Below are 18,973 nucleotides of genomic sequence, written 5' to 3'. Positions count from 1 at the left end.
ACGAGCGGGCCGAGGCCGGGCCACGTGATCCAAGAGGAGCTTCGGAATGACCGCGATCGTGATCGTCGGCGCACAGTGGGGCGACGAGGGCAAGGGCAAGGTCGTCGACCTTTATACGGAGAGCGCCGACCTCGTGGTGCGCTACGCCGGCGGGCCCAACGCCGGCCACACGCTGGTGGTGGGCGGGGAGAAGCTCATCGTTCGGCTCATCCCGAGCGGCATCCTCCGCTCGAACGCCCGCTGCGTGATGGCGCAGGGCATGGTGGTCGATCCCGGGGTGCTCGTCTCCGAGATCGACGCGGTGGAGGCGCGGGGCTGCTCGACGCAGGGGCGGCTGTTCGTGTCGGATCGCGCGCACCTGATCTTGCCGTTCCACCCGCTCGTCGACTCGCTCCGCGAGGCGGCGGCGGCGGACGGCGTGCGGCTCGGGACGACCAAGCGCGGCATCGGCCCCTGCTACGAGGACAAGGCGTCGCGGCGCGGGGCGCGGCTCGGCGATCTGCGCGACATGAAGCGGCTCGCGCAGCTCGTGTCGCGCTCGCTCGAGGCGTGGACGCCGACGCTGCGCGCGCTGGGCGGCGAGCCGCCGTCGCTCGACGCGATCCTCGACGAGCTCACGCCGCTGGCGAAGCGCATCACGCCGCTGCTCGCCGACACGTCGCAGCTCATCGACGGCGCGCTCCGCCGCGGCGAGCGCGTGCTCCTCGAGGGGGCGCAGGGGACGTTGCTCGACATCGATCACGGCACGTTCCCGTTCGTGACGTCGTCGTCGGCGATCGCGGGGGGCGCGTGCGTCGGCGCCGGGGTCGGCCCGACGCGCATCCGCCGCGTGCTCGGCCTGGCGAAGGCGTACTGCACGCGCGTGGGCGAGGGGCCGTTCCCGACCGAGCTCGACGGCCCGCTCGGCGAGCGGCTCCGGTCGGTGGGCGGCGAGTACGGCTCGGTGACGGGCCGGCCGCGGCGGACCGGGTGGCTGGACCTGCCGGCGCTGCGCTACGCGGCGCGGGTGAACGGCCTCGACGGGATCGCGCTCACCAAGCTCGACGTGCTGACCGGCATGCCGGAGCTCAAGGTCTGCGTCGCCTACGACACGCCGTCGGGCCGCACGCGCGAGTTCCCGATCGACGACATCGCGACCGCCAAGCCGGTGCTCGAGACGGTGGCCGAGTGGAGCGAGCCGATCGACGCCGCCCGCTCCATGACCGAGCTGCCCGCGGCGGCGCGGCACTATGTGGAGATGGTCGAGAAGGAGACCGGCGTGCCGGTCGACGTCGTCTCGGTCGGCGCGGACCGCGAGGCGACCATCGTCCGGCGCAACGCGTTCGCCTGAGCGGCGGGACCTCGGCTCACCGCAGCTGGCGATGAGCCGCCGTCTCGTCCAGCGGGACGGTCGTCCGGACGTGCAGCTTCGATAATTACTGGCCCGAGCCGCCGTTCTTGCCACCGCCGCCGGGCGTGCCGCCCCGCTGGCCGCTGCCGCCCGGCGTGGTGGTCCCGCCCGGCGCGCCGGTTCCACCGCCCGGCGGCGCGAGAGACCCGCCGCCCGGCGTACCGCCGGTCCCGCCGCCCGGCGTACCGCCGGTCCCGCCGCCCGGCGTACCGCCGGTGCCCGGCGTACCGCCAGTGCCCGGCGTGCCGCCCGGCGTACCGCCAGTGCCCGGCGTGCCGCCCGGCGTGCCGCCCGTGCCGCTGCCCGGTTTGCGCTGGGTGCCGCTGCCCCACTCCTGCGTGCCGCCCTGGGTGCCTGGCTCGCCCTGGGCGCCTGCGCCCGGCTCTCCCAGCTCTCCTCCAGGTCCAGGCATCGTACCCGCGCCGGGCGTTCCGCTCTCGGGCGCTCCTGGGGCTCCAGGCGCGCCGGGGGTCTCTCCGGTCGGCGCGGGCGCCGGCGAGGCCGCCTCTCCGCCTCGATTGCCCCCACAGGCCATGAGCGGCAGCGCGGTCAGGACTACCAGAAACATGCTTCGCATGATGTGTCTCCCAGGTCGTTTGCGTTTGCGGCTCGTGCCGAGCCGCCGGCGATGCGGACGCGCCCGTGCGCGCGAAGGCCGCCTCCAGAGCCTGGCGGCGTAGCGTCCCGCGCTCGACATGCTGGGGCCGGATCCGGCCCTCGGGATCGAGACGACGCTGGAACGGCGCATCGGGCCGCTCCCGATCGAGAGCCGTTATCCTCTCAGGACACGAACAACGCCTGACGCCGGCCGGCGCGCGCTCGACGACAGGCGCTCAGCCGGTCACGCAGCGAGCGAATCGATCCACACGCGCCACACGCGGCGCGCAAACCGCCCTCTCCGCGGCTCGCCCGGCGATTGCATGGCGAAAGGACCACCTGTGACCGCGGAGCACGCCGCGCCCGCGCGCGGCCGCTCGCAGCGCGGCGCACGTCGGAGGGGTGAGGCATGCGCGAGAAGTTCATGGAACCAGTCGTCGTGATCACGGGCGCCTCGAGCGGCATCGGCCGCGCGACAGCGCTGGAGTTCGCCAGGCGCGGAGCCGCCGTGACGCTGGCGGCCAGGCGAGAGCAGCCGCTGCGCGAGCTCGCCGCCGCGTGCGAGCAGGCCGGCGGCAAGGCCCTCGTCGTGCCCGCCGACGTCACGAACGAGGCGGCCGTCATGGAGGTCGCGCGGCGCGCCACGGAGGCCTTCGGCCGGATCGACGTGTGGGTCAACAACGCGGCGGTGACGCTCTTCGGGCTGTTCGAACAGACGCCCTCCGAACCTTACCGGCGCGTCATCGAGACCAACCTGTTCGGCACCATCCACGGCGCCCGGGCCGCGCTGGCCCAGTTCCGGCGGCAGGGCAGCGGCGTGCTCATCAACGTCGCCTCGATGGCGGCCAGGCTCCCCGAACCCTATGTCAGCGCCTACGTCGCCTCGAAGCACGCGATTCGCGGGCTCTCCCAGAGCCTGAGGCAGGAGCTCAGGCTGCTGCGGGCCCGCGACATCCATGTCTCCACCGTCCTGCCGGCGACGGTCGACACCCCGCTCTTTCAGCACGCAGGCAACTACGCGGGGCGCACGCCCAGGGCCATGCCCCCGATCGTCTCACCTGAACGCGTGGCGCGCGCCATCGTTCGCCTGGCACGGAAGCCTCGGCGAGAGATCTTCGTGGGCAGCGCGGGCCCACAGCTCGCCTTGCTGTCTCTCCTCGCGCCGGGCCTCGCCGAACGCCTGCTCGCGCGGCGCGTCGACAGGCTGCATCTCCTGAACGACCGGACCGCCTACGCGACGAACGGCAACCTGTTCGCGCCCCTGCCGGAAGGAACCACCGTGACCGGCGGATGGAAACAGAAGCCGCGCGGGAACAGGCGCCTCCTGCGCGCCGCGGTCCTCGGGCTCGCGGCCCTCGCGCCCGCCGCGCTAGGCCTCTTGTGGCTCCGCCCAAGGCTGCTCGCGTAGACGCGCGGCGGTGACGGCGCGCTCCCTCGAAGGCGTCTGGACATATCGTCGGCACAAGCACGCTTTACAGCCCGGGCCGAACAGCTCACCCGCTGTGCGCCGCTCGACAGCCGATGCCCCTGCAAGAAGGTCGGGCGAAGTCAGAAGAGAGAAGTTCGCTTTTCCTCCAGGGGATGGACTATTCTGTCCATTCCTATGGCCGAGAACAGCTACGTGTTTGCGGGTTCGGAGCGTGCGCGAGAGCTGGAGCGCCTGCGGCGGATCGAGGGCTTCTTCGACCCCGGCAGCCGGCGCCTTCTCAAGGCGTCCGGGATGGGGCCCGGCTGGAGCTGCCTCGAGGTCGGGGCCGGCGCCGGGTCGATCGCCTGCTGGATGGCAGAGCGCGTGGGCCTTGAGGGCGAGGTGGTCGCGGTCGACCTCGATGTCGGGTTCATGGACGCTTCTCCGCCGCCGGGCGTCCGGATCATCGAGGGCGACATCCGCCAGCTCAATTTCCACGCGGCGCGCTTCGATCTGGTGCACGCCCGCTACGTGCTCGTCCACAACGCGGATTTCCAGGATCTCCTCGACGCCATGCTCGCAGCGCTGAAGCCCGGCGGCCACCTGGTGCTCGAGGAGCCGGACTTCACCGCGGCGAGGGGCGCCTCCGGTCCGGATATCGAGGCTTTCGATCGGGTCAATCGGTCGATCCTCACGATGTTCGAGGCCGACGGCAAGGACCCCGGCCTCGGCCTGCGCCTGCCCGCGATCCTGACGTCGCGAGGGCTCGCCATCGAGGCCGTCGAGAACGAGGTGCCGCTGTGCCCGGGCGGTCACCCGCTGTCCGAGATCATGAGCCTCTCAGCCACCCAGCTCCAGCACAGGCACCTCGCGACAGGGCGGGTCAGCGCGGAGGATCTCGCCGGCTACGCCCGGTTCGCGGCCGATCCGTCGGCGTGGGGTGTCTACTATGGCACCGTCGGCGTCCTGGCCCGCAAACCGGCCAGGATCTCCGACTGACGTCCTTCTCCCGCCCGGGCGGCCAGGTGACGGTGCCAGGTGACGGTGCCAGGTGACGATGACCGAGAGCCCGACTCCGGGCCCATCCTCCAGCAAAGCGGCAAACTCCGTCCTGCGCTCTCTGTCGAGCCCGGACATGGCACCACGCTGATCCTCCGACAGCGCCGCTCCCGGCCCCCGCCCGCCCTCGCGCAGGGATTCCAGCGCCGCCGCCCGGGCAGGTGCCCGCGTCCGTTCATCGACGTCGAGAGGTGGCATCTCTGCGCCGGTCCGTCGCGCGGCACGGACGATTCAGCCGATCCTGCGCGCTGGTGAGAATTGCCTATTTGATGTTCTCGCGGCTTGCGTCTCCCAACAACAGTTCAAGATACGTGACGGGGCGGGCCAGGCATCACCGCCGAGCGCTCCAGCGCCGGCCCCGCTTCCGTCAATGACATGGGGGAATTATGAACATTCGAGTCGACTCTCTTCGTTTTGCATGGATGGCAGCCCTCGCGCTCGCGGGGACCAGCGCTTGCTCCGTCGCGGCGGGAGACGGTGTTCTGGTGGCGGCGGACGAGGACAGCTCGGAGGAGGCGGTCGAGTCCACCTCACAGGCCTTCTCGCTCACCATGCCGCAGCTCGCCGCGGTGCTCGCCGCCTTCAACGCGCTCGAGCTCAGCGACGCGCAGATGGCCCGAGCCAAGGCGTCGGACGCGCACGTCTTGGAGCTCGCCCAGACGCTGTTCGATCATCACACCGCCGCGAGCCAGCAGCTCGGGCTCGCGCTCACGCAGATGGGCATGGCGCCGGTGGACAACGAGATCAGCCTGGCGCTGATCGAGCAGGGCGCGGCGGATCAGCAGCAGCTCACGGGGCTCGCGGGGCCCAGCTTCGACTGGACGTTCGTCAATGTTCAGATCTATCGACACCGGGAGTTCCTCGCCCATCTCCAGGAGCAGATGGCCATCGTGGGGCCCGAGCTGCACCCGGGGCTCTCTCACCTCGTCCCGGAGGTCCTGAGCGCCACGAAGCGGAACCTCTCGTTCGCCACGTCGCTCCTCGCGCTCATCGGCAGCCCGTACATTCCGGAGGGCGGCTATCCGCCTGGCGTCCCCTATTTCGGCAATTACGGCACCTACGGCAGCTACATCGACTACGGCAATTACGGTAACTACGGCAATTACGGTAACTACGGCGGCGGCTTCGCCAACAACGGGCCTTCCTACGGCCCCGTCTACTTCGGCGCCAACGGGCCCTACTCGCCCGCCGTCTCCCCCTACTACGGGGTTTACGGCCGCAGCGCGCCGTCTGGCTTCGGCGCGCCCAGCCCGTACCCCCGCCCGTGAGCCGAGGGGCGCGGCGCGCTACAGGCGGCGCCGTGCCCGGCCGCGATCCGGGATGACCGCGTGGATCTCCGCCTCGCTGAAGCCAGCCGCCCTGTAGAGACGCTTCAGGTGCACCAGCTCGATGTGCGCGCTCTTCGCCACCGAGGCGCGGATGCGGTCGAGCACGCTCAGCCGCTCCAGCGGCAGCCGGGTCGCCTCGACCGTCGAGCGCACCGCCGCCGCCGCCGACTTCACCTCGGCCGCCGCGGCCTGCGCCTTGTCCAGGCTGAGCTTCGGGTGGATCCCCGAGCCGAGCAGCTGCGCGAGCACCTCCAGCCGATCCGGCTGCCCCGTGAGATCGCCGTCCTCGTCGTCGGCGAAGTAGGCCACGCCGCCCGGGAACAGGATCGACAGCGCAGGATCCGCGGAGGGGCGCCCCACGGCGTTCCAGACGTCGTCGGCGACCTTGCCGAGCGCGTCGTCGGCGCGCGCGGACTCCGCCTCGACCTTGGCGAGCAGCGGCTCCGCCTCGGAGCGCGCGGCGTTGCGCTGGGCCTCCACCCCGTCGAAGAGCGTCAGCACGGGCACGAGCCGCTGCTCGGCGAGCTCCCGGAGGGGCCCGCCCTTCGCGGAAGCGCTCTGGAGCGTCGCGCGCACGTCACCGATGATGTCGTCCGCTGGCGCATCCTTGCGAATCACCTCGCCCATGATGTCGATCCTCCTCAGGCTCCAAGGCTGCGGAGTCCAGCGAAACACGACCCGCGAACGCCCCCCGTCGACGCTGTCACCTCGGGCACCATAACGGACCAACGCCCACCCGATCAACCGGATCGCAGCCCTGCGCCGTCGGCCCCGGCGTGAGCCTCCAGCGCGCCTCCCTGGTACACTCTCGCCGTGCACCTCGGCCCGCTTCTGCTCACGGCCCTGCTCGTCCTCCCGCTCGCCGCGCATGCCGGACAGGCTGGCGATCTGGTCGCCGCCGCGGCGGCCGCGGGGCGTCCGCCCGAGTGCTCGGCGCGATCCGGCCGGGCCATCGCGCGGGGGCCCACGGTCTGGGAGCGCGCGCGGGCGCCTGAGCTCCCGCGCTACTGCGACCTGCTCGCGCGCGGTCAGGCGCAGCTCGGCGGCGACGCCGAGGCGGCGCGCGAGTCGGCGCGCCTCGCCGACCAGCTCCTCCCGGGGCACGCCGCGCCGCAGGTCCTGCTCGCCCGCGCGGCCCTCGCGCTCGGCTCGCCCGAGGACGCCGCGCGCGCCTTCGAGCGGGCGCGGAGCGTCGATCCCCGCAGCGTCGAGGATCCGCAGACGATGCACGACCTCGCGCGCTCGCTCGCCCGCACCGGCAAGCGCGGCGAGGCGATCGCGATCTACCGCGCGCTCGTCCCGCGGATCGATCTGCTCGGGACCGCGGACCAGCGCGCGCTCGTGCTGCTCGAGGCGGCGCACCTGTCGATGGCCACCGCGGGCGCGGCGTCCGTCGCCGACGCGAGCGCGAGGCCGCCCGCCGGCGCGCACGGAGAGGCGGCCGCCCGCGGGGACCTCGACGAGGCGATCGCCTACCTGCGCGAGGCGCGCCTGCGCGCGCAGACGCAGCTCGCCCGCGACGTCACGCTGTCGCTCGCGCTCGCGCTGGACCGCTCCGGCGACAAGGCCCAGGCGGACGCCGCGCTCGAAGGCGACGCGACCGCGCTGGAGGCCGCGCGCCCGCGCGGGGAGGGTGCGCGCGGGCGCGCGGAGGACCGAAGCGCCGGCGCGGCAGCGCGCGAGCGGACCGCGGACGACCTCGCCAGCGCGGCGGCGCGCCTGCGCACCGTCGAGTACCTCGCGGTCCCGGAGGACAGGCTCGCCCTCGAGGCGCTCGCGCTGGAGCGGGCCATGACGGCGGCCGCGATCGCGCGCTGGGAGGCGTACCTGTCGGGCGCCGGCGGCCAGGGGCCATGGGCCCCGGCGGCGCGCGCGCGCCTCGACGCGCTCCGGCGAGGCGCAGGCGGCGGGGGGCGCGCGCGCGCCCCGCAGGAGCGGAGCGCGGCGCCGCGGCCAAGCGCGGGAGGGGCGCGGTGACGCGGTCATCGCTCCCGCCCCGGCGGTCGCCCCTGCCGTGGCGCTCGCGCCTGCCGGGCATCGCGGCGCTCCTCGCGTCCGCGCTCGCGGCGGGGCCCCTCCACGCAGCGCCGACCGTCTGGTCCCGCGCGCTCGATCCGGCGGCCGACGAGCGAGAGGAGCTCATCTCCCAGGCGGACGCGCTCCTCGCGCGGTACGACCAGCTCCGGCGCTCGCCGCTCCTGGAGCGGGTCGAGGAGATCGGCCCGCTCTGGCTGCGCGAGGCGCGCGCCCTGTACGAGCGCGCCGGCGCGGCGACGTCGCGCACCCCTTCGGTGCGGCTGCGCTACGCCGACATCCTGGAGCACCTCGGCGACGTGCAGGGCGCCGTCGCGACGCTCGAGGGGCTCCTGCGGCTCCAGCCTCCGGCGCCTTTCCGGGCCGACGCGTGGCACGCGCTGGCGGTCTGCTACGCGCGGCTCGGCAGGTACACGGACGAGATCGAGGCGTACGACGAGGCGCTGGTGCTCGAGCCGCACGCGGTCTCGCGGGCGCTGCTGCTGGCCAACCAGGCCGAGGCCTACATGGCGCTCGGCGACATCACGTCGGCGGTCGAGGGGTACCGCGCCTCGCTCTCGACCCTCGGGTCGCTCGATATGGTCCGTTACGGCGTGACCACGCTCTGGGGGCTCGCGGTGGCGCTCGACCGGTCCGGCGACCTGGAGGGAGGCATCGAGAACATCCGGCTCGCGAGGACCTACGACCGGGCCGATCAGCAGATCAACGGCGCCGGCTGGTTCTACGTGCCTGCCCACGACGAGGCCTGGTACGCGGCGCTCGGCCACTGGGCCGCGGCGCGGAGCGCCGAGCTCGGCGCCGCGCGCGCGGAGGCCTACCTGCAGGCCGTCACCGCGTGGGAGTCCTACATCGCCCGGGCTCCGGGGAACGATCACTGGCTGCCGCTGGCGAAGGCGCGGCGGGCGCAGTGCGAGAGGGAATCGGAACAGACCCTGAAGCGCCTGCGCAAGCTCGCGGCGCCACAGCGGCGCTGAGCCGAGGCGGCGCGCGCTTCAGCGTCTGGACGGCCGCGCGCCGCTTCCGCCCGCTCCGGCGACGCACGGCGAAGGACGGCCGCGCGTGCGCGTGGTTACCGATGGCGCTCTGGTCGTACAGCGTACAGCGGGCGATGGCGAGAGCCCCCTTTACGACCCCGGCCGGCGGGTTCACCTTAACGTGGTCGCCCTCGCGCGCGAGGGCGGCGCCGGCCAGCTCACCCCGGACGGAGGATCCATCGAGATGCGTGACTCGGTGTTCGATGAGCATGTGCTCTGGTCCGGACGCCCCAAGGTCGTCGCGACGCCGATGCTCTACCTCGTGGGCGCGGCGGTCTGCGGCGTGACCTCCGCGATCAGCACCGCGTCCGCCATCGTCGTGAGCAAGGCGCTCGACGCGTCGCCGAACCAGCTGCTCGCCTTCGCGGCCTGGATGGCGAGCCTCGCGGTGGCGTTCAGCTACCTGCCGCGCTGGTGGCGCTCGGAGCTGGAGTACATGCTCACCGATCGGCACATCGTCGTGCAGCGCGGGAAGCTCCGGCGCTCCATCGAGCGGCGGTCGATCAGCTACGCGCGCATCCACTGGAACCCGAAGCACCCCGGCGTCGGCGACCTCGAGCTCGTCAGGGCGGTGCCGACCGGCGCCCTCCGGCGGCGGCTGTCGATCGTGCTGACCGGGGTCGTGGCCCCGGATCGCGTCTGGGCGATCCTCCGGGGCGTGGTCCCGTCGGCGCCCGCGGGCGACGGTCACCGCCTGCTCTCGCAGCGCCTCGACGAGGGCGAGCGGGTGCTCTGGTCGGCGCACCCGGCCGACGGCTGGCACAAGTGGCTCCCGAACGGCCTGCGCGGCGTCGGCTCGGTGCTGCTCGGCGTGCTCCTCGGCGGCTTCGCGGTGGTCACGGCGATGCACGCCGTGCGCAGCATCCGCATCGTGACCGCGGCGGGCATGGATCCGGAGAGCGTCTCCTTCGTGGCGCTCGTCGCGTCCCTCTCGCTCACGATCGTGCTGCTCGTCGCCGCGGGCGCGGCGATGCTCTACATGTCGGTGGTGCGCCCCGCGCGGCTCTCGGCGCGGACGCGGTACCTCATCACCGACCGGCGCGTGCTCATCCAGCGGGGCGACGAGGAGCTGCACCTCGATCGCTCGCGCATCGTCGACGTGATCGACGCGCCGGGCGCCGGGGGCCTGAGGGACGTGTTCCTCGTGCTCGACGGCCCGCGCGCCCGCGCCGTCGCCGCGAGCGGCGCCTTCGGTGAGGCCCCGGGCGCCGGGCTCCAGCCGGTGCTGCACCGGGTCACGGACGTGGACTCGGTGCGGCAGATCCTGCGACCGGCGTAATCCGCTGTGCGGTGCCGTTCAGACTGGATCTCGAGCGCTGCCTCACACGCGAGCCCCGATCCTGCGCCTCCGAGCTGAGCAGTGTACCCCGCGCACGCTGGATCAGGGTAAGGAGCCCCCATGCCGATCGTTCAGATCTCCGATCCGCAGCAGCCGGCGCCGACGAGCTGCGGCGTCATCGTCTTCCGCCTCGATCTCCAGACGGGCAACGTCGACGGCACCTTCGCCCTCGCCCTCTACGAGGGTGAGCTCGCGCGCGAGACCGGAACCAAAATCAGCGGCCCGCCCGGAAATTTCGAGGGCGAATACTCGGTCACCACCCTGCGCCCCGACGGGACCACCTTCGCCCAAGGCCGCATGATCGCTCAGCGGCTCGGCGCGCAGGGCGTCTACCTGGTCCGCTGGGAACTCGAGCCGGTCCCGGAGGCGCTCCAGGATCTCGGCTATGTCCCGGGGACGCGGCTCATCTACGAGGCGATAGGGATGACGCTCAGAGGCGGCGCGGAGATCGCGGTCGCCTGGGACAACAACGTCTTCGCGCGGCGCTGGCCCCAGGGATCCGCCCCGCAATAGCGAGCCCGGGTCTCAGCCAGGCAACACGACGATGAACGTCGCGCCCTCGCCTTCCTTTCCATCGACCCGGATCGTGCCCCGGTGGGCCTGGACGATGTCATAGCTCAGCGACAGCCCGAGCCCCGTGCCCTGGCCCGTGGGCTTCGTCGTGAAGAACGGGTGGAAGATCTTGTCCCGCAGCGCCTCGGGGACGCCGACCCCGTTGTCGCGCACCCGGATCTCGACCTCGCGCCCGAGCCGCCGCGTGCTCACCATCAGCGTCGGCACGTACGGACCGGCCGCCGAGCGCTGCTTCTCTCGCAGCGCGTGGAAGGCGTTCGTCAGGAGGTTCACGAACACCCGCCCGATCTCCTGCGGCACCAGCTCGATCGCGCCCACCGCCCCGTCGTAATCGCGCTCGATGATCACGTTGAGATCGAGCTTCTGGGCCCGCATCCCGTGGTAGGCGAGGCTCACGTACTGATCGAGCAGCCCGTTCAGCCCGACGCTCTGGCGCTCCCCCGTGCCGCCGCTCGCGTGCTGCATCATCCCCCGCACGATCCCGTCGGTGCGCCGCCCGTTCTCGGCGATCTTCTCGGCGCTCTGCTTCAGGCTCACCACCAGATCCTCGATCTCGGCGACCCGGAGATCCCGGTTCGACGCGAGCCCGTCCAGGATCTCGGCGGTGATATCGACGTTCGCCTCGGCGAAGTTGTTGATGAAGTTGAGCGGGTTCTTGATCTCGTGCGCGATGCCCGCGGTGAGCTGCCCGAGCGAGGCCATCTTCTCCGATTGCACGAGCTGGAACTGCGTCGCCTTGAGGTGATGCAGCGCCTCCTCGAGGTCGGCGTTCTTCTTCCGCAGCTCCGCCGTCCGCTCCCCGACCCGCTGCTCGAGCTGCCCGTAGAGCACCGCGTTCTCGATGGACACGGCCATCTGGGCCGAGAGCAGCCGCAAGACCTCCAGCCGCTCCTGCGTGAACGCGCCCGTGGCCAGGTTGTTCTCGAGATAGAGCACGCCGATGAGCTTGCCCTGGTTGAGGAGCGGCATGCACAGGACCGACCGCGTCTGGTTCCGGGTGATGTAGGGGCTCTGGGTGAAATCGCCCTCGTGCGCCGCGTCGCCGAGCAGCACGCTCTCGCGGGTCCGCTCCACGTAGACCGCGATGCTCTCCGCGAACTGCCCCCCCTCCACGGACGACACCAGATCCAGCTCCGTGACCGCAGGGGCGGCCCGCGGGTCGGCCGGATCCACGCGCGCCTCCACGCTGGGGATGAGCTCCTCGCCCTGCGCGAGCAGCAAGACGCCGCGCTCGGCCCCCGCGTTCTCGATGACGATGGTCATCAGCTTGGTGAGCAGCCGCTCCAGCACGAGCTCGCTGGCGATCGCCTGCGACGCCTTGAGCACGCTGCCCAGATCGAGCACCCGGGACGTCTGCTGCCGGGTGCTCGTGGTGGTGAGCGTCGTCCGGTCGAGGGGCGCCTCGGCCAGCGGCTGCGGCGGGTTGAGCTCCGCGTCGAGCAGCGCCACCTTGCGCCGCGCGCCCCAGAGCTCGAAGCCATAACGCGCGTCGGCAAGGTAATCCCTGCCGAGCCGCTCCTTCCCGCGCCGGAGCCAGAACCTGCCGTAGAGCTCGCTCGCGAGCGCCTCGTCCTGGAGGAACCCGTGAGCCCTCGCCGCGGTGATGGCGCGCTCGTAGAGCTCGATGGCCTCCCCGGTCTCGCCCGCGAGCCGCGCCAGCTCGGCCCCGACCAGCGCGTGCATGTGCGAGAACGTCTCCGGGCAGACCTCCGCCCAGCGCCCCAGTTGATCGCGCCTCGCCGCGGCGGCCTCCTGGAAGGCCCGCCGCTCGTCCGCCCCGGCGCCGTCGGCCAGCGCCGCGAGGCACAGCGCATGATGAAACTGGTGCTCCGCCGACGCCACGTTGCCGGTGACGGCGGAGATGAGCGCCTCGGCCCTCGTCGCCGCGGCGCGCGCCCCCGCCAGATCGCCGTGCAGGTACAACGTCTGCGTCTTCAGGATGTGATGGTAACAGAGCGCCATCACGCTCTGGTTCGCCTCGCATGCGGCCAGGTAGTCGGCCTCGGCGGCGGGATCCGGCGCGGCGCCCCCGGCCCTGTCCGAGAGGTCCGCGAGCGCGAGCTCCAGCCCGCGGATGATGTCGATCGCGATCTGGTTCTTGCTCTTCTGGTTGAAGTGCAAAAACTCCGGCAGATCCGCGAGCACCTGGGCGAGGGGCCTGCCCTCGTACAGCTGGTTGAACAGCTTGTAGATGAGGATATACCCCGCGTACCGCAGCTCCCCGGCCTCGAGCCCCGCCTTGTACCCAGCGTCGTTGACCGCCTGGGCCGCCGGCAGGTGCTTCACCCACGGCAGAAGGAAATTGCCGAGGGCGAAGCAGCTGTTGCAGACGTCGCCGGGGCTGTTGAACCGCTCGCCGAGCCGCACCGCGAGCACCCCCATCTCGTAGCCCGCGAGCTGCTGGCCCCGGAACCCCGAGAGCACGATCCCGTAGAACGCGAAGATCGAGCAGGCGCCGGGGGCGAGCCCGTACTGGAGGCTCAGGCCGACCGACTTCGTGACGGTGAACGCGTAGAGCTGCCGGTCCACGTAGAACGTCGCCGAGAGCACGTTCGAGAGCAGCTTGAGCGCGGCCTTGCCGGCGGGGTCCTCCACGGCGGGCGCCTCCAGCAGCGAGTCGAGGGGGCGATCGCCGAGCCGGCGGTCGACGTCCGCGAGCTCCGCCTCGAGCGCCGCGCCGAGATCCCGCTCGGGCAGGTCGATGCCGAGCAGGGCGAGCCCGCGCCGGGCCACGTCGATGGCCTCCGCGTACCGCCCGACCATGGTGCAATGGCTGACGAGCGCGTCGTAGACGCTGGCCTGCTCGAGCGGCGTCCGCGCGTGATCGAGCAGCGCCCGGGCGAGCGTCTCGGCGCGCGCGTGGTTGCCGTTGAGCCCCTCGGCCTCCGCGAGCGCGCGGTGGAGATCCGCGGTGAGATCGTGGTGCTCTCCCCAGGAGCCCTCGGGCAGGAGCGCGAGCCCCGCGGCGAGGTACTCCCGCGCCGCGGCATAGGCGGTGGAGCTCTTCGCCCGCTTCCCGGCCTCCAGGTTCAGCCGGGCGATCTCGAGCCGCTCGACCGGATCCGTGACGAGGCCCCGCCCCTGGTTCAGGTGCGTCGCGAGCTGGAAGATCCGCTCGGCCCGCTCCGGCCCGCTGATCTTCGAGAGGAGCAGCCGCCCGATCCTGAGGTGCACCGCGGGCCGCTCCGCCTCCTCGACGAGCGCATACGCCGCCTGCTGCACCCGGTCGTGCAAGAACCGGTAATGCCGCACGAGCAGCGAGGGATTTGTCGAGTCCTGGACCACCTCGAGCTCGGAGGCCGGGAGCAGGAGCCCCTCCAGCGCCGCCGCGAACAGCGCCTGGGACAGCGCCTCCTCGGACCTGCCCGCCACCAGCGAGAGCGCGCGCCCGTCGATCTCGCTGCCCATGCAGGCGCCGAGGCTGAGCGCCTGCTGGGTCGCGGCCGGCAGGCTGCGGATCTTGCCGATCATGAGATCGATGATGCCGTCGGTGACGCCCTTCGCCTCGATCCGGCCGAGGTCCCATTGCCACCGCCCCCGCTGCCGGTCGAAGGCGATGAAGCCTTCCTTGTGCACCGCCTTCAGCAGCTCGCTCACGAACAGCGGGTTGCCCTCGGTCTTGCGCACGATGAGCTCCGCCAGCGGGCGGACCCGCTCCGGCTCCGCGTGCATGGCCTGGCCGAGCAGCTCCTCCACGTGCTCGCGCGCGAGCGGCCCGAGGTGGATCTCGCGCACCGCCGTCCCGTACGCGCGGATGGCCGCGAGCGTCATCGTGAGCGGGTGAGCCGGCCCGACCTCGTTGTCCCTGTAGGCCCCGATCAGGAAGAGGTGCGCCAGTCGCTCCTCCCCGAGCACCCGCTCGAGCAGCCGCAGGCTGGCCGCGTCGGCCCATTGCAGGTCGTCGAGGAAGATCACGAGCGGGTGCTCCCGCTTCGCGAAGACGCGCAGGAAGCGCTCGAGCACCAGGTTGAAGCGGTTCTGCGTCTCCGTCGGCCCGAGCTCGGGCACCGGCGGCTGCGGCCCGAGGATCGCCTCCACCTCGGGGATCACGTCGAGGATGACCTGCCCGTTCTGGCCGAGCGCGCCGCGCAGCGCCTCCTGCCACCCCGCGAGCCGCGCCTGGCTCTCCCCGAGGATCTGCCGCACCAGCGACCGGAACGCCGCCACCACGGCCGCGTAGGGCGTCGCCCGCTGGAGCTGGTCGTATTTCCCGCCGATGAAGTACCCCCGCCGCCGCGTGATCGGCTCGTACAGCTCGCGCACGAGCGCGCTCTTGCCGATGCCCGAGGAGCCGGTCACGAGGAGCAGCTCGGCCGCCCCGCGCGCCCCCTCGACGGCGCTCCGCGCGCCCTGCGCGACCCGCTCGAAGGTCGAGAGCAGCGCCTCCACCTCGCGCTCCCTGCCGTAGAGCCGCTGGGGGATCTGGAACCGCTCCGGCACGTCGCGCGCCCCGAGGTCGATCGCCCCCACCGCGCCCGTCTCGCGGAGCGCCGCGATGCACGCCGCGAGATCCGCCTTGATGCCGTACGTGCTCTGGTATCTCGCCTCGGGCGCCTTCTCCAGGAGCCGCATCACGACGTCCGACACCGCCCTCGGCACGCCTTTCGCCCGCGCGTGAGGAGGCGCCGGGAGCCTCGCCAGGTGGCAATGCACGAGCTCCATCGCGTCCTGCGCCGGGAAGGGGAGCGCCCCGGTGAAGAGCTCGTAGAGGGTGACGCCGAGCGAGTAGAAGTCGGTGCGGTAATCGATCGCCCGGTTGGTCCGGCCGGTCTGCTCGGGGGCGATGTACATGAGCGTCCCGTCGAGCACGTCCGGGCTCTTGAGGACGGGGTTCTCCCGCGAGAGCACGGTGGAGATGCCAAAGTCGATGATGGCGAGCCGCTCCCGCTCCGCGCTCCAGACGATGTTCGAGGGGTTGATGTCCTTGTGGATGATGCGCTGCTCGTGGAGCTGCCCGAGCGCGTCCACGACACGGACGGCGATGTCCAGCGCCTCGGCGAGCGGCGGCGTCCCCCGGCGCAGCAGCCTGTCCAGCGACTCCCCGCCGAAGTCCTCGATAGCCATGGTCCAGCCCTGCAGCTCGAGCCCGAGGCCATAGGCCCGGGGGACGCAGGGCAGCTCGATCCCGCGCTGCATATCGTATTCGCGCTGGAACCAGGCGAGCCGCTCGGGAGACGGGCGGAGCGGCTTCAGGATCTTGAGGATGAGGGGCTCCCCGTCCGCCTTGCGCAGGGCGCGGCAGACGCGGGTGTTGGTGCTGTCGTAGACCTGAGCCTGTATCTCGTACCCGGGCAGGACCATGCTGGATCTAGCCTCGAAGCGCCGCGGGGCAGCGGGGCGAGTGGCGGAGGGCGGCGCTCATGGGTGCGGATTGGACCACGGTCCGCGGGACAAAGCCATGTCCCCGCCGGGCCGGCGCTCCTTCGACGCGCCTTCGACGCTCCTTTGACCGAACGCGCGCGCGGAGCCTCCTCCCGCCGGAGGTGGCCGCGAGGCGGCCCACATTGACGCCCGTATTGCGGTGCTGATAACAAGACCCCTCATGCTCCGCTCAATGGGGGGAAAGGTCCTCGCGCCGTGGATCCTGCTGGTGGGCCTCGGAGGTTGTTCCAAGCCGCCCCCGTGCGCGCCCGTCCAGATCCACGAGCGGAAGCACCCGTTCATCGCCTTCGATCGCCACGACATCCCCGCCCTGCGCCAGCGGGTCACCCAGGACCCTTACAAGACCTGGATGGACGATGTCCGCCGCGGCCCGCCGGGGCAGGGCCACCCGTGCGGGGCCCCCTCCACGAATACGGACGTAAAAGAATTCCAGCTCTCCAACTGCGCGCTGTACGGGGCCCTCTCCTGGGTGATCGAGCAGCGCGGCGACGCGTTGAAGGCGGCGCGCGACGCGCTGCTGAAGGCGGGCGACACCGCCACCGGCTGGAACCAGACGCCTGGCGCCTGGTACTGGGGCGGAAGCCTGCTCAACTACGCCTACACCTACGACCTCGTGCAGCCGGCGCTGAGCGCGGACGACGACGCGGCCATCCGCGACAAGCTCGAGGACGCGCTCGGGAAGACGATGGATGTGTACGAAGAGTTCAACACAACGTACGTCACCAACTTCCGCTATCGCGTGGGCAGCGGCGCGGCCACGCTGAGCTACACCCTGGGCGAGCACGATCACGCCTGCACCGTCGAGCGCGATCTCTTCGGCGACGCGCCGCTGGAGTCGCTCTTCGCCCTCCGCTCCTACGGCCCTTACGTGCAAGCCTGCCTCACCCAGGACGGCACCTACGTCGAGGGCCCGAGCTACCAGGACGACGTGTTCTCGGTGATGCTGCCCTACCTCCAGGCCATGAAGCGGCTCTCCGGGGGGGCGCACGACGGCCGGGATTACATCAACGCGGTGAACACGCCCGCTGCCTGGGGCAATGACACCCGCATCGCCCGCATGCTCCGCTACGGGGCCGCCCTCTCCATGCCGGACGGCAACGCGGCCACCATCGAGACCGGATGGCGCGAGCCCCTGCAGCTGAGCAGCATCGCCGCCAGCATGCTCAGCGAGAAAGAGGGGCGCCGCGACGCGAAGGGCTTCTATGGCTGGCTCAGCGCGAAGGGCAAGGCCGCCGTCAACAACCCGGTCTACAGCATCCTCTATACCGATCCCGACATCGCCAAGGCCGCCGCCGGGGGGCAGGAGCTCAAGGAGCCCTCGTACACCTCGATCGTCACCTCGGACATGACCTCGCTGCGCTCCGGCTGGAGCGCGGACGCGGTTCACCTGCTGATGACCACCGAGCACGAGTACCGGCCGTCCTCGCACAGCCAGCCCGACCAGACGAGCTTCCTCCTGCACGCGAAGGGGCAATACCTGATCATCGATCCGGGCGACGGCCGCAACTACGATCCCGCGGGCAGCTCCCACACCTCGCTGTTCTACTGGGTCAACTTCAGCCCGGAGTCGCACAACCTGGTCACCGTCGACAGCTTCAAGGGGATCCGGGACACTTACCAGACGCCCGCGTGGCGCCAGCTCGGTGTCTTCAGCGATCTGACCCGGCCCGTGGACGATCCGGCGATCCTGCGGGCCTCGTTCCTGACCGGGGAGCTCGACTCCTCGACGGTCACGATCGACGACTACGTCAACGTGCCCGACGTGTCCACGCGGCGGACGGCGGCGCTCGCGCGGAGGAGCTACGTGGTCGTCTTCGATCACATGATCTCCTCGGGCGTCGGCTCGGCCCAACCGATGCTCCACTATTACGACACCCACCTCCATTACAGCGGTCGGCTGGGCTGCCGGCCGGGCGCGCCCGCCATCTGCACCGACTACGCCACCGCGAGGCCCACCTCGTCCAGCACCCAGGTGGACTGCGGCGACGTCTGCGGCGAGGTCCGGATGGCCAGCGACCTGGCGGCGGAGGCAGCGACCGGGCTCGCCCCGAGCGCGCCGATCCCGCCGGACGCTGCCGGCCGCGCTCCGTCCGCTCCCACGGCGGGCCGGCTGGTGTGGGCAACGCGGACCGACGACGGCAAGCGCGAGCTCGAGCTCGACGTGGTCTACGTCCCCCGACCTGACGCCTTCTCGGTCGATCGAAGCGGCTTCACCAACTTCTTCCCGAACATGACCTTCCGGCACCCGTTCTCGGTGGCGCGCTACATCGCCTCCAGCACGCAATGGCTGACCGTGCTCTACCCGCGCGACCTCACCGCGGGCGAGCCGAAGCCGGCGGTCGAGGCGCTCAAGGTGAGCGGCGGGAGCGGCTCGGCCGCGCTGGTCTCCATCGCGGAGCAAGACACGCAGGATCTCGCGCTGGTCTCCGACGGCGCGCAGCCGGTGGAGGTCGGCGACGGTCCGCGCGTGCCCTCCGCGAAGCTGCAGGGTCGCAGCGCGCTGCTGCTCCTGCGCCACAGGGCGCTCGAGCGCGCCCAGGTCGACGCCGGCACCTCGCTGAGCGTCGGCGGCCGCGCCCTGCTGCTCGCCACGTCGCCCGTGTCCGCGTCGCTCCGGCCCGAGGGCGCCGGCGTCGCCGCGGAGCTGGTGCTCTCGAGCGCGGCGCAGGTCGGCATCGCCGTCTCCCAGAAGGACGCGCAGCTCACCCTCGACGGCAAGCCCGCGCCGACGCGCTACGACGCTGCCAGCGGCACGGCCTCGACGAGCGTGCCCCAGGGCCGCCACCGCCTCGCGGCGCGCTGAGGCGCTTCGAGCCAGCGCCTTCGCGA

Annotated in this window: 12 protein-coding genes; 9 read left to right on the top strand and 3 right to left on the bottom strand. The window is 72.0% G+C overall.

Features of this window, described 5'->3' with window-relative positions:
* The first annotated feature begins 46 nt into the window (after positions 1-46).
* Complete coding sequence (locus tag WMF39_RS48005) at positions 47-1,330, top strand: adenylosuccinate synthase (RefSeq protein WP_012241506.1); 1,284 nt, start codon at positions 47-49, stop codon at positions 1,328-1,330.
* 85 nt (positions 1,331-1,415) lie between these two features.
* Here the strand turns inward: WMF39_RS48005 and WMF39_RS48000 are convergent, their stop codons facing one another.
* Positions 1,416-1,967, bottom strand: coding sequence for a hypothetical protein (locus WMF39_RS48000; protein WP_437743132.1), 552 nt, complete (start codon positions 1,965-1,967; stop codon positions 1,416-1,418).
* Positions 1,968-2,396: 429 nt separating this feature from the next.
* Here WMF39_RS48000 and WMF39_RS47995 point away from each other — a divergent pair, with 429 nt between their 5' ends.
* The 3 genes from WMF39_RS47995 (at position 2,397) to WMF39_RS47985 (ending at position 5,722) form a co-directional block, all read left to right on the top strand.
* Entirely contained in the window at positions 2,397-3,395 is a 999-nt protein-coding gene (locus WMF39_RS47995) for an SDR family oxidoreductase (protein WP_437743131.1), read from the top strand.
* Between the two features lie 195 nt (positions 3,396-3,590).
* The gene (locus WMF39_RS47990) at positions 3,591-4,394 is read left to right on the top strand and encodes a class I SAM-dependent methyltransferase (RefSeq protein ID WP_437743130.1); all 804 of its coding nucleotides are present in this window, start codon (positions 3,591-3,593) and stop codon (positions 4,392-4,394) included.
* 482 nt (positions 4,395-4,876) lie between these two features.
* On the top strand, positions 4,877-5,722 hold the full coding sequence (locus tag WMF39_RS47985) for a DUF4142 domain-containing protein (protein ID WP_437743129.1): 846 nt from the start codon (positions 4,877-4,879) through the stop codon (positions 5,720-5,722).
* Positions 5,723-5,740: 18 nt separating this feature from the next.
* Here WMF39_RS47985 and WMF39_RS47980 read toward each other — a convergent pair whose 3' ends face one another.
* Positions 5,741-6,409, bottom strand: a complete 669-nt coding sequence (locus WMF39_RS47980) for a hypothetical protein (protein WP_437743128.1) — start codon at positions 6,407-6,409, stop codon at positions 5,741-5,743.
* Positions 6,410-6,595: 186 nt separating this feature from the next.
* Here WMF39_RS47980 and WMF39_RS47975 point away from each other — a divergent pair, with 186 nt between their 5' ends.
* The 4 genes from WMF39_RS47975 to WMF39_RS47960 all read left to right on the top strand — a co-directional run bounded on the left by WMF39_RS47975 (position 6,596) and on the right by WMF39_RS47960 (position 10,702).
* Positions 6,596-7,759 carry a hypothetical protein gene (locus tag WMF39_RS47975; protein WP_437743127.1) on the top strand — a complete coding sequence of 388 codons (1,164 nt, stop codon included), beginning with the start codon at positions 6,596-6,598 and terminating at the stop codon, positions 7,757-7,759.
* Positions 7,756-8,790 (top strand): tetratricopeptide repeat protein, encoded by a 1,035-nt coding sequence (locus WMF39_RS47970; RefSeq protein ID WP_437743126.1) that lies wholly within the window; start codon positions 7,756-7,758, stop codon positions 8,788-8,790. The genes WMF39_RS47975 and WMF39_RS47970 overlap by 4 nt, the downstream gene beginning before the upstream one ends.
* Before the next feature lie 181 nt (positions 8,791-8,971).
* Positions 8,972-10,129 (top strand): hypothetical protein, encoded by a 1,158-nt coding sequence (locus WMF39_RS47965; RefSeq protein WP_437743125.1) that lies wholly within the window; start codon positions 8,972-8,974, stop codon positions 10,127-10,129.
* Positions 10,130-10,249: 120 nt separating this feature from the next.
* Positions 10,250-10,702 (top strand): hypothetical protein, encoded by a 453-nt coding sequence (locus WMF39_RS47960; protein ID WP_437743124.1) that lies wholly within the window; start codon positions 10,250-10,252, stop codon positions 10,700-10,702.
* Positions 10,703-10,714: 12 nt separating this feature from the next.
* Here the strand turns inward: WMF39_RS47960 and WMF39_RS47955 are convergent, their stop codons facing one another.
* On the bottom strand, positions 10,715-16,063 hold the full coding sequence (locus WMF39_RS47955; RefSeq protein WP_437743123.1) for an AAA family ATPase: 5,349 nt from the start codon (positions 16,061-16,063) through the stop codon (positions 10,715-10,717).
* Positions 16,064-16,304: 241 nt separating this feature from the next.
* Here WMF39_RS47955 and WMF39_RS47950 point away from each other — a divergent pair, with 241 nt between their 5' ends.
* Positions 16,305-18,947: a hypothetical protein gene (locus WMF39_RS47950; protein WP_437743122.1), complete on the top strand. Its 2,643-nt coding sequence runs from the start codon at positions 16,305-16,307 to the stop codon at positions 18,945-18,947.
* Positions 18,948-18,973 lie beyond the last annotated feature (26 nt).

This window comes from Sorangium sp. So ce1504 (assembly GCF_051521635.1).
Lineage (GTDB): Bacteria > Myxococcota_A > Polyangia > Polyangiales > Polyangiaceae > Sorangium > Sorangium cellulosum_B.
This window is presented reverse-complemented; position numbering and strand designations above follow the sequence as displayed.

What these genes read in the sequence shown, in the direction of transcription:
- WMF39_RS48005 (WP_012241506.1), top strand. Translation starts at nt 47, where the DNA reads ATGACCGCGATCGTGATCGTCGGCGCACAGTGGGGCGACGAGGGCAAG.
- WMF39_RS48000 (WP_437743132.1), bottom strand. Translation starts at nt 1,967, where the DNA reads ATGCGAAGCATGTTTCTGGTAGTCCTGACCGCGCTGCCGCTCATGGCC.
- WMF39_RS47995 (WP_437743131.1), top strand. Translation starts at nt 2,397, where the DNA reads ATGCGCGAGAAGTTCATGGAACCAGTCGTCGTGATCACGGGCGCCTCG.
- WMF39_RS47990 (WP_437743130.1), top strand. Translation starts at nt 3,591, where the DNA reads ATGGCCGAGAACAGCTACGTGTTTGCGGGTTCGGAGCGTGCGCGAGAG.
- WMF39_RS47985 (WP_437743129.1), top strand. Translation starts at nt 4,877, where the DNA reads ATGGCAGCCCTCGCGCTCGCGGGGACCAGCGCTTGCTCCGTCGCGGCG.
- WMF39_RS47980 (WP_437743128.1), bottom strand. Translation starts at nt 6,409, where the DNA reads ATGGGCGAGGTGATTCGCAAGGATGCGCCAGCGGACGACATCATCGGT.
- WMF39_RS47960 (WP_437743124.1), top strand. Translation starts at nt 10,250, where the DNA reads ATGCCGATCGTTCAGATCTCCGATCCGCAGCAGCCGGCGCCGACGAGC.
- WMF39_RS47955 (WP_437743123.1), bottom strand. Translation starts at nt 16,063, where the DNA reads ATGGTCCTGCCCGGGTACGAGATACAGGCTCAGGTCTACGACAGCACC.
- WMF39_RS47950 (WP_437743122.1), top strand. Translation starts at nt 16,305, where the DNA reads ATGCTCCGCTCAATGGGGGGAAAGGTCCTCGCGCCGTGGATCCTGCTG.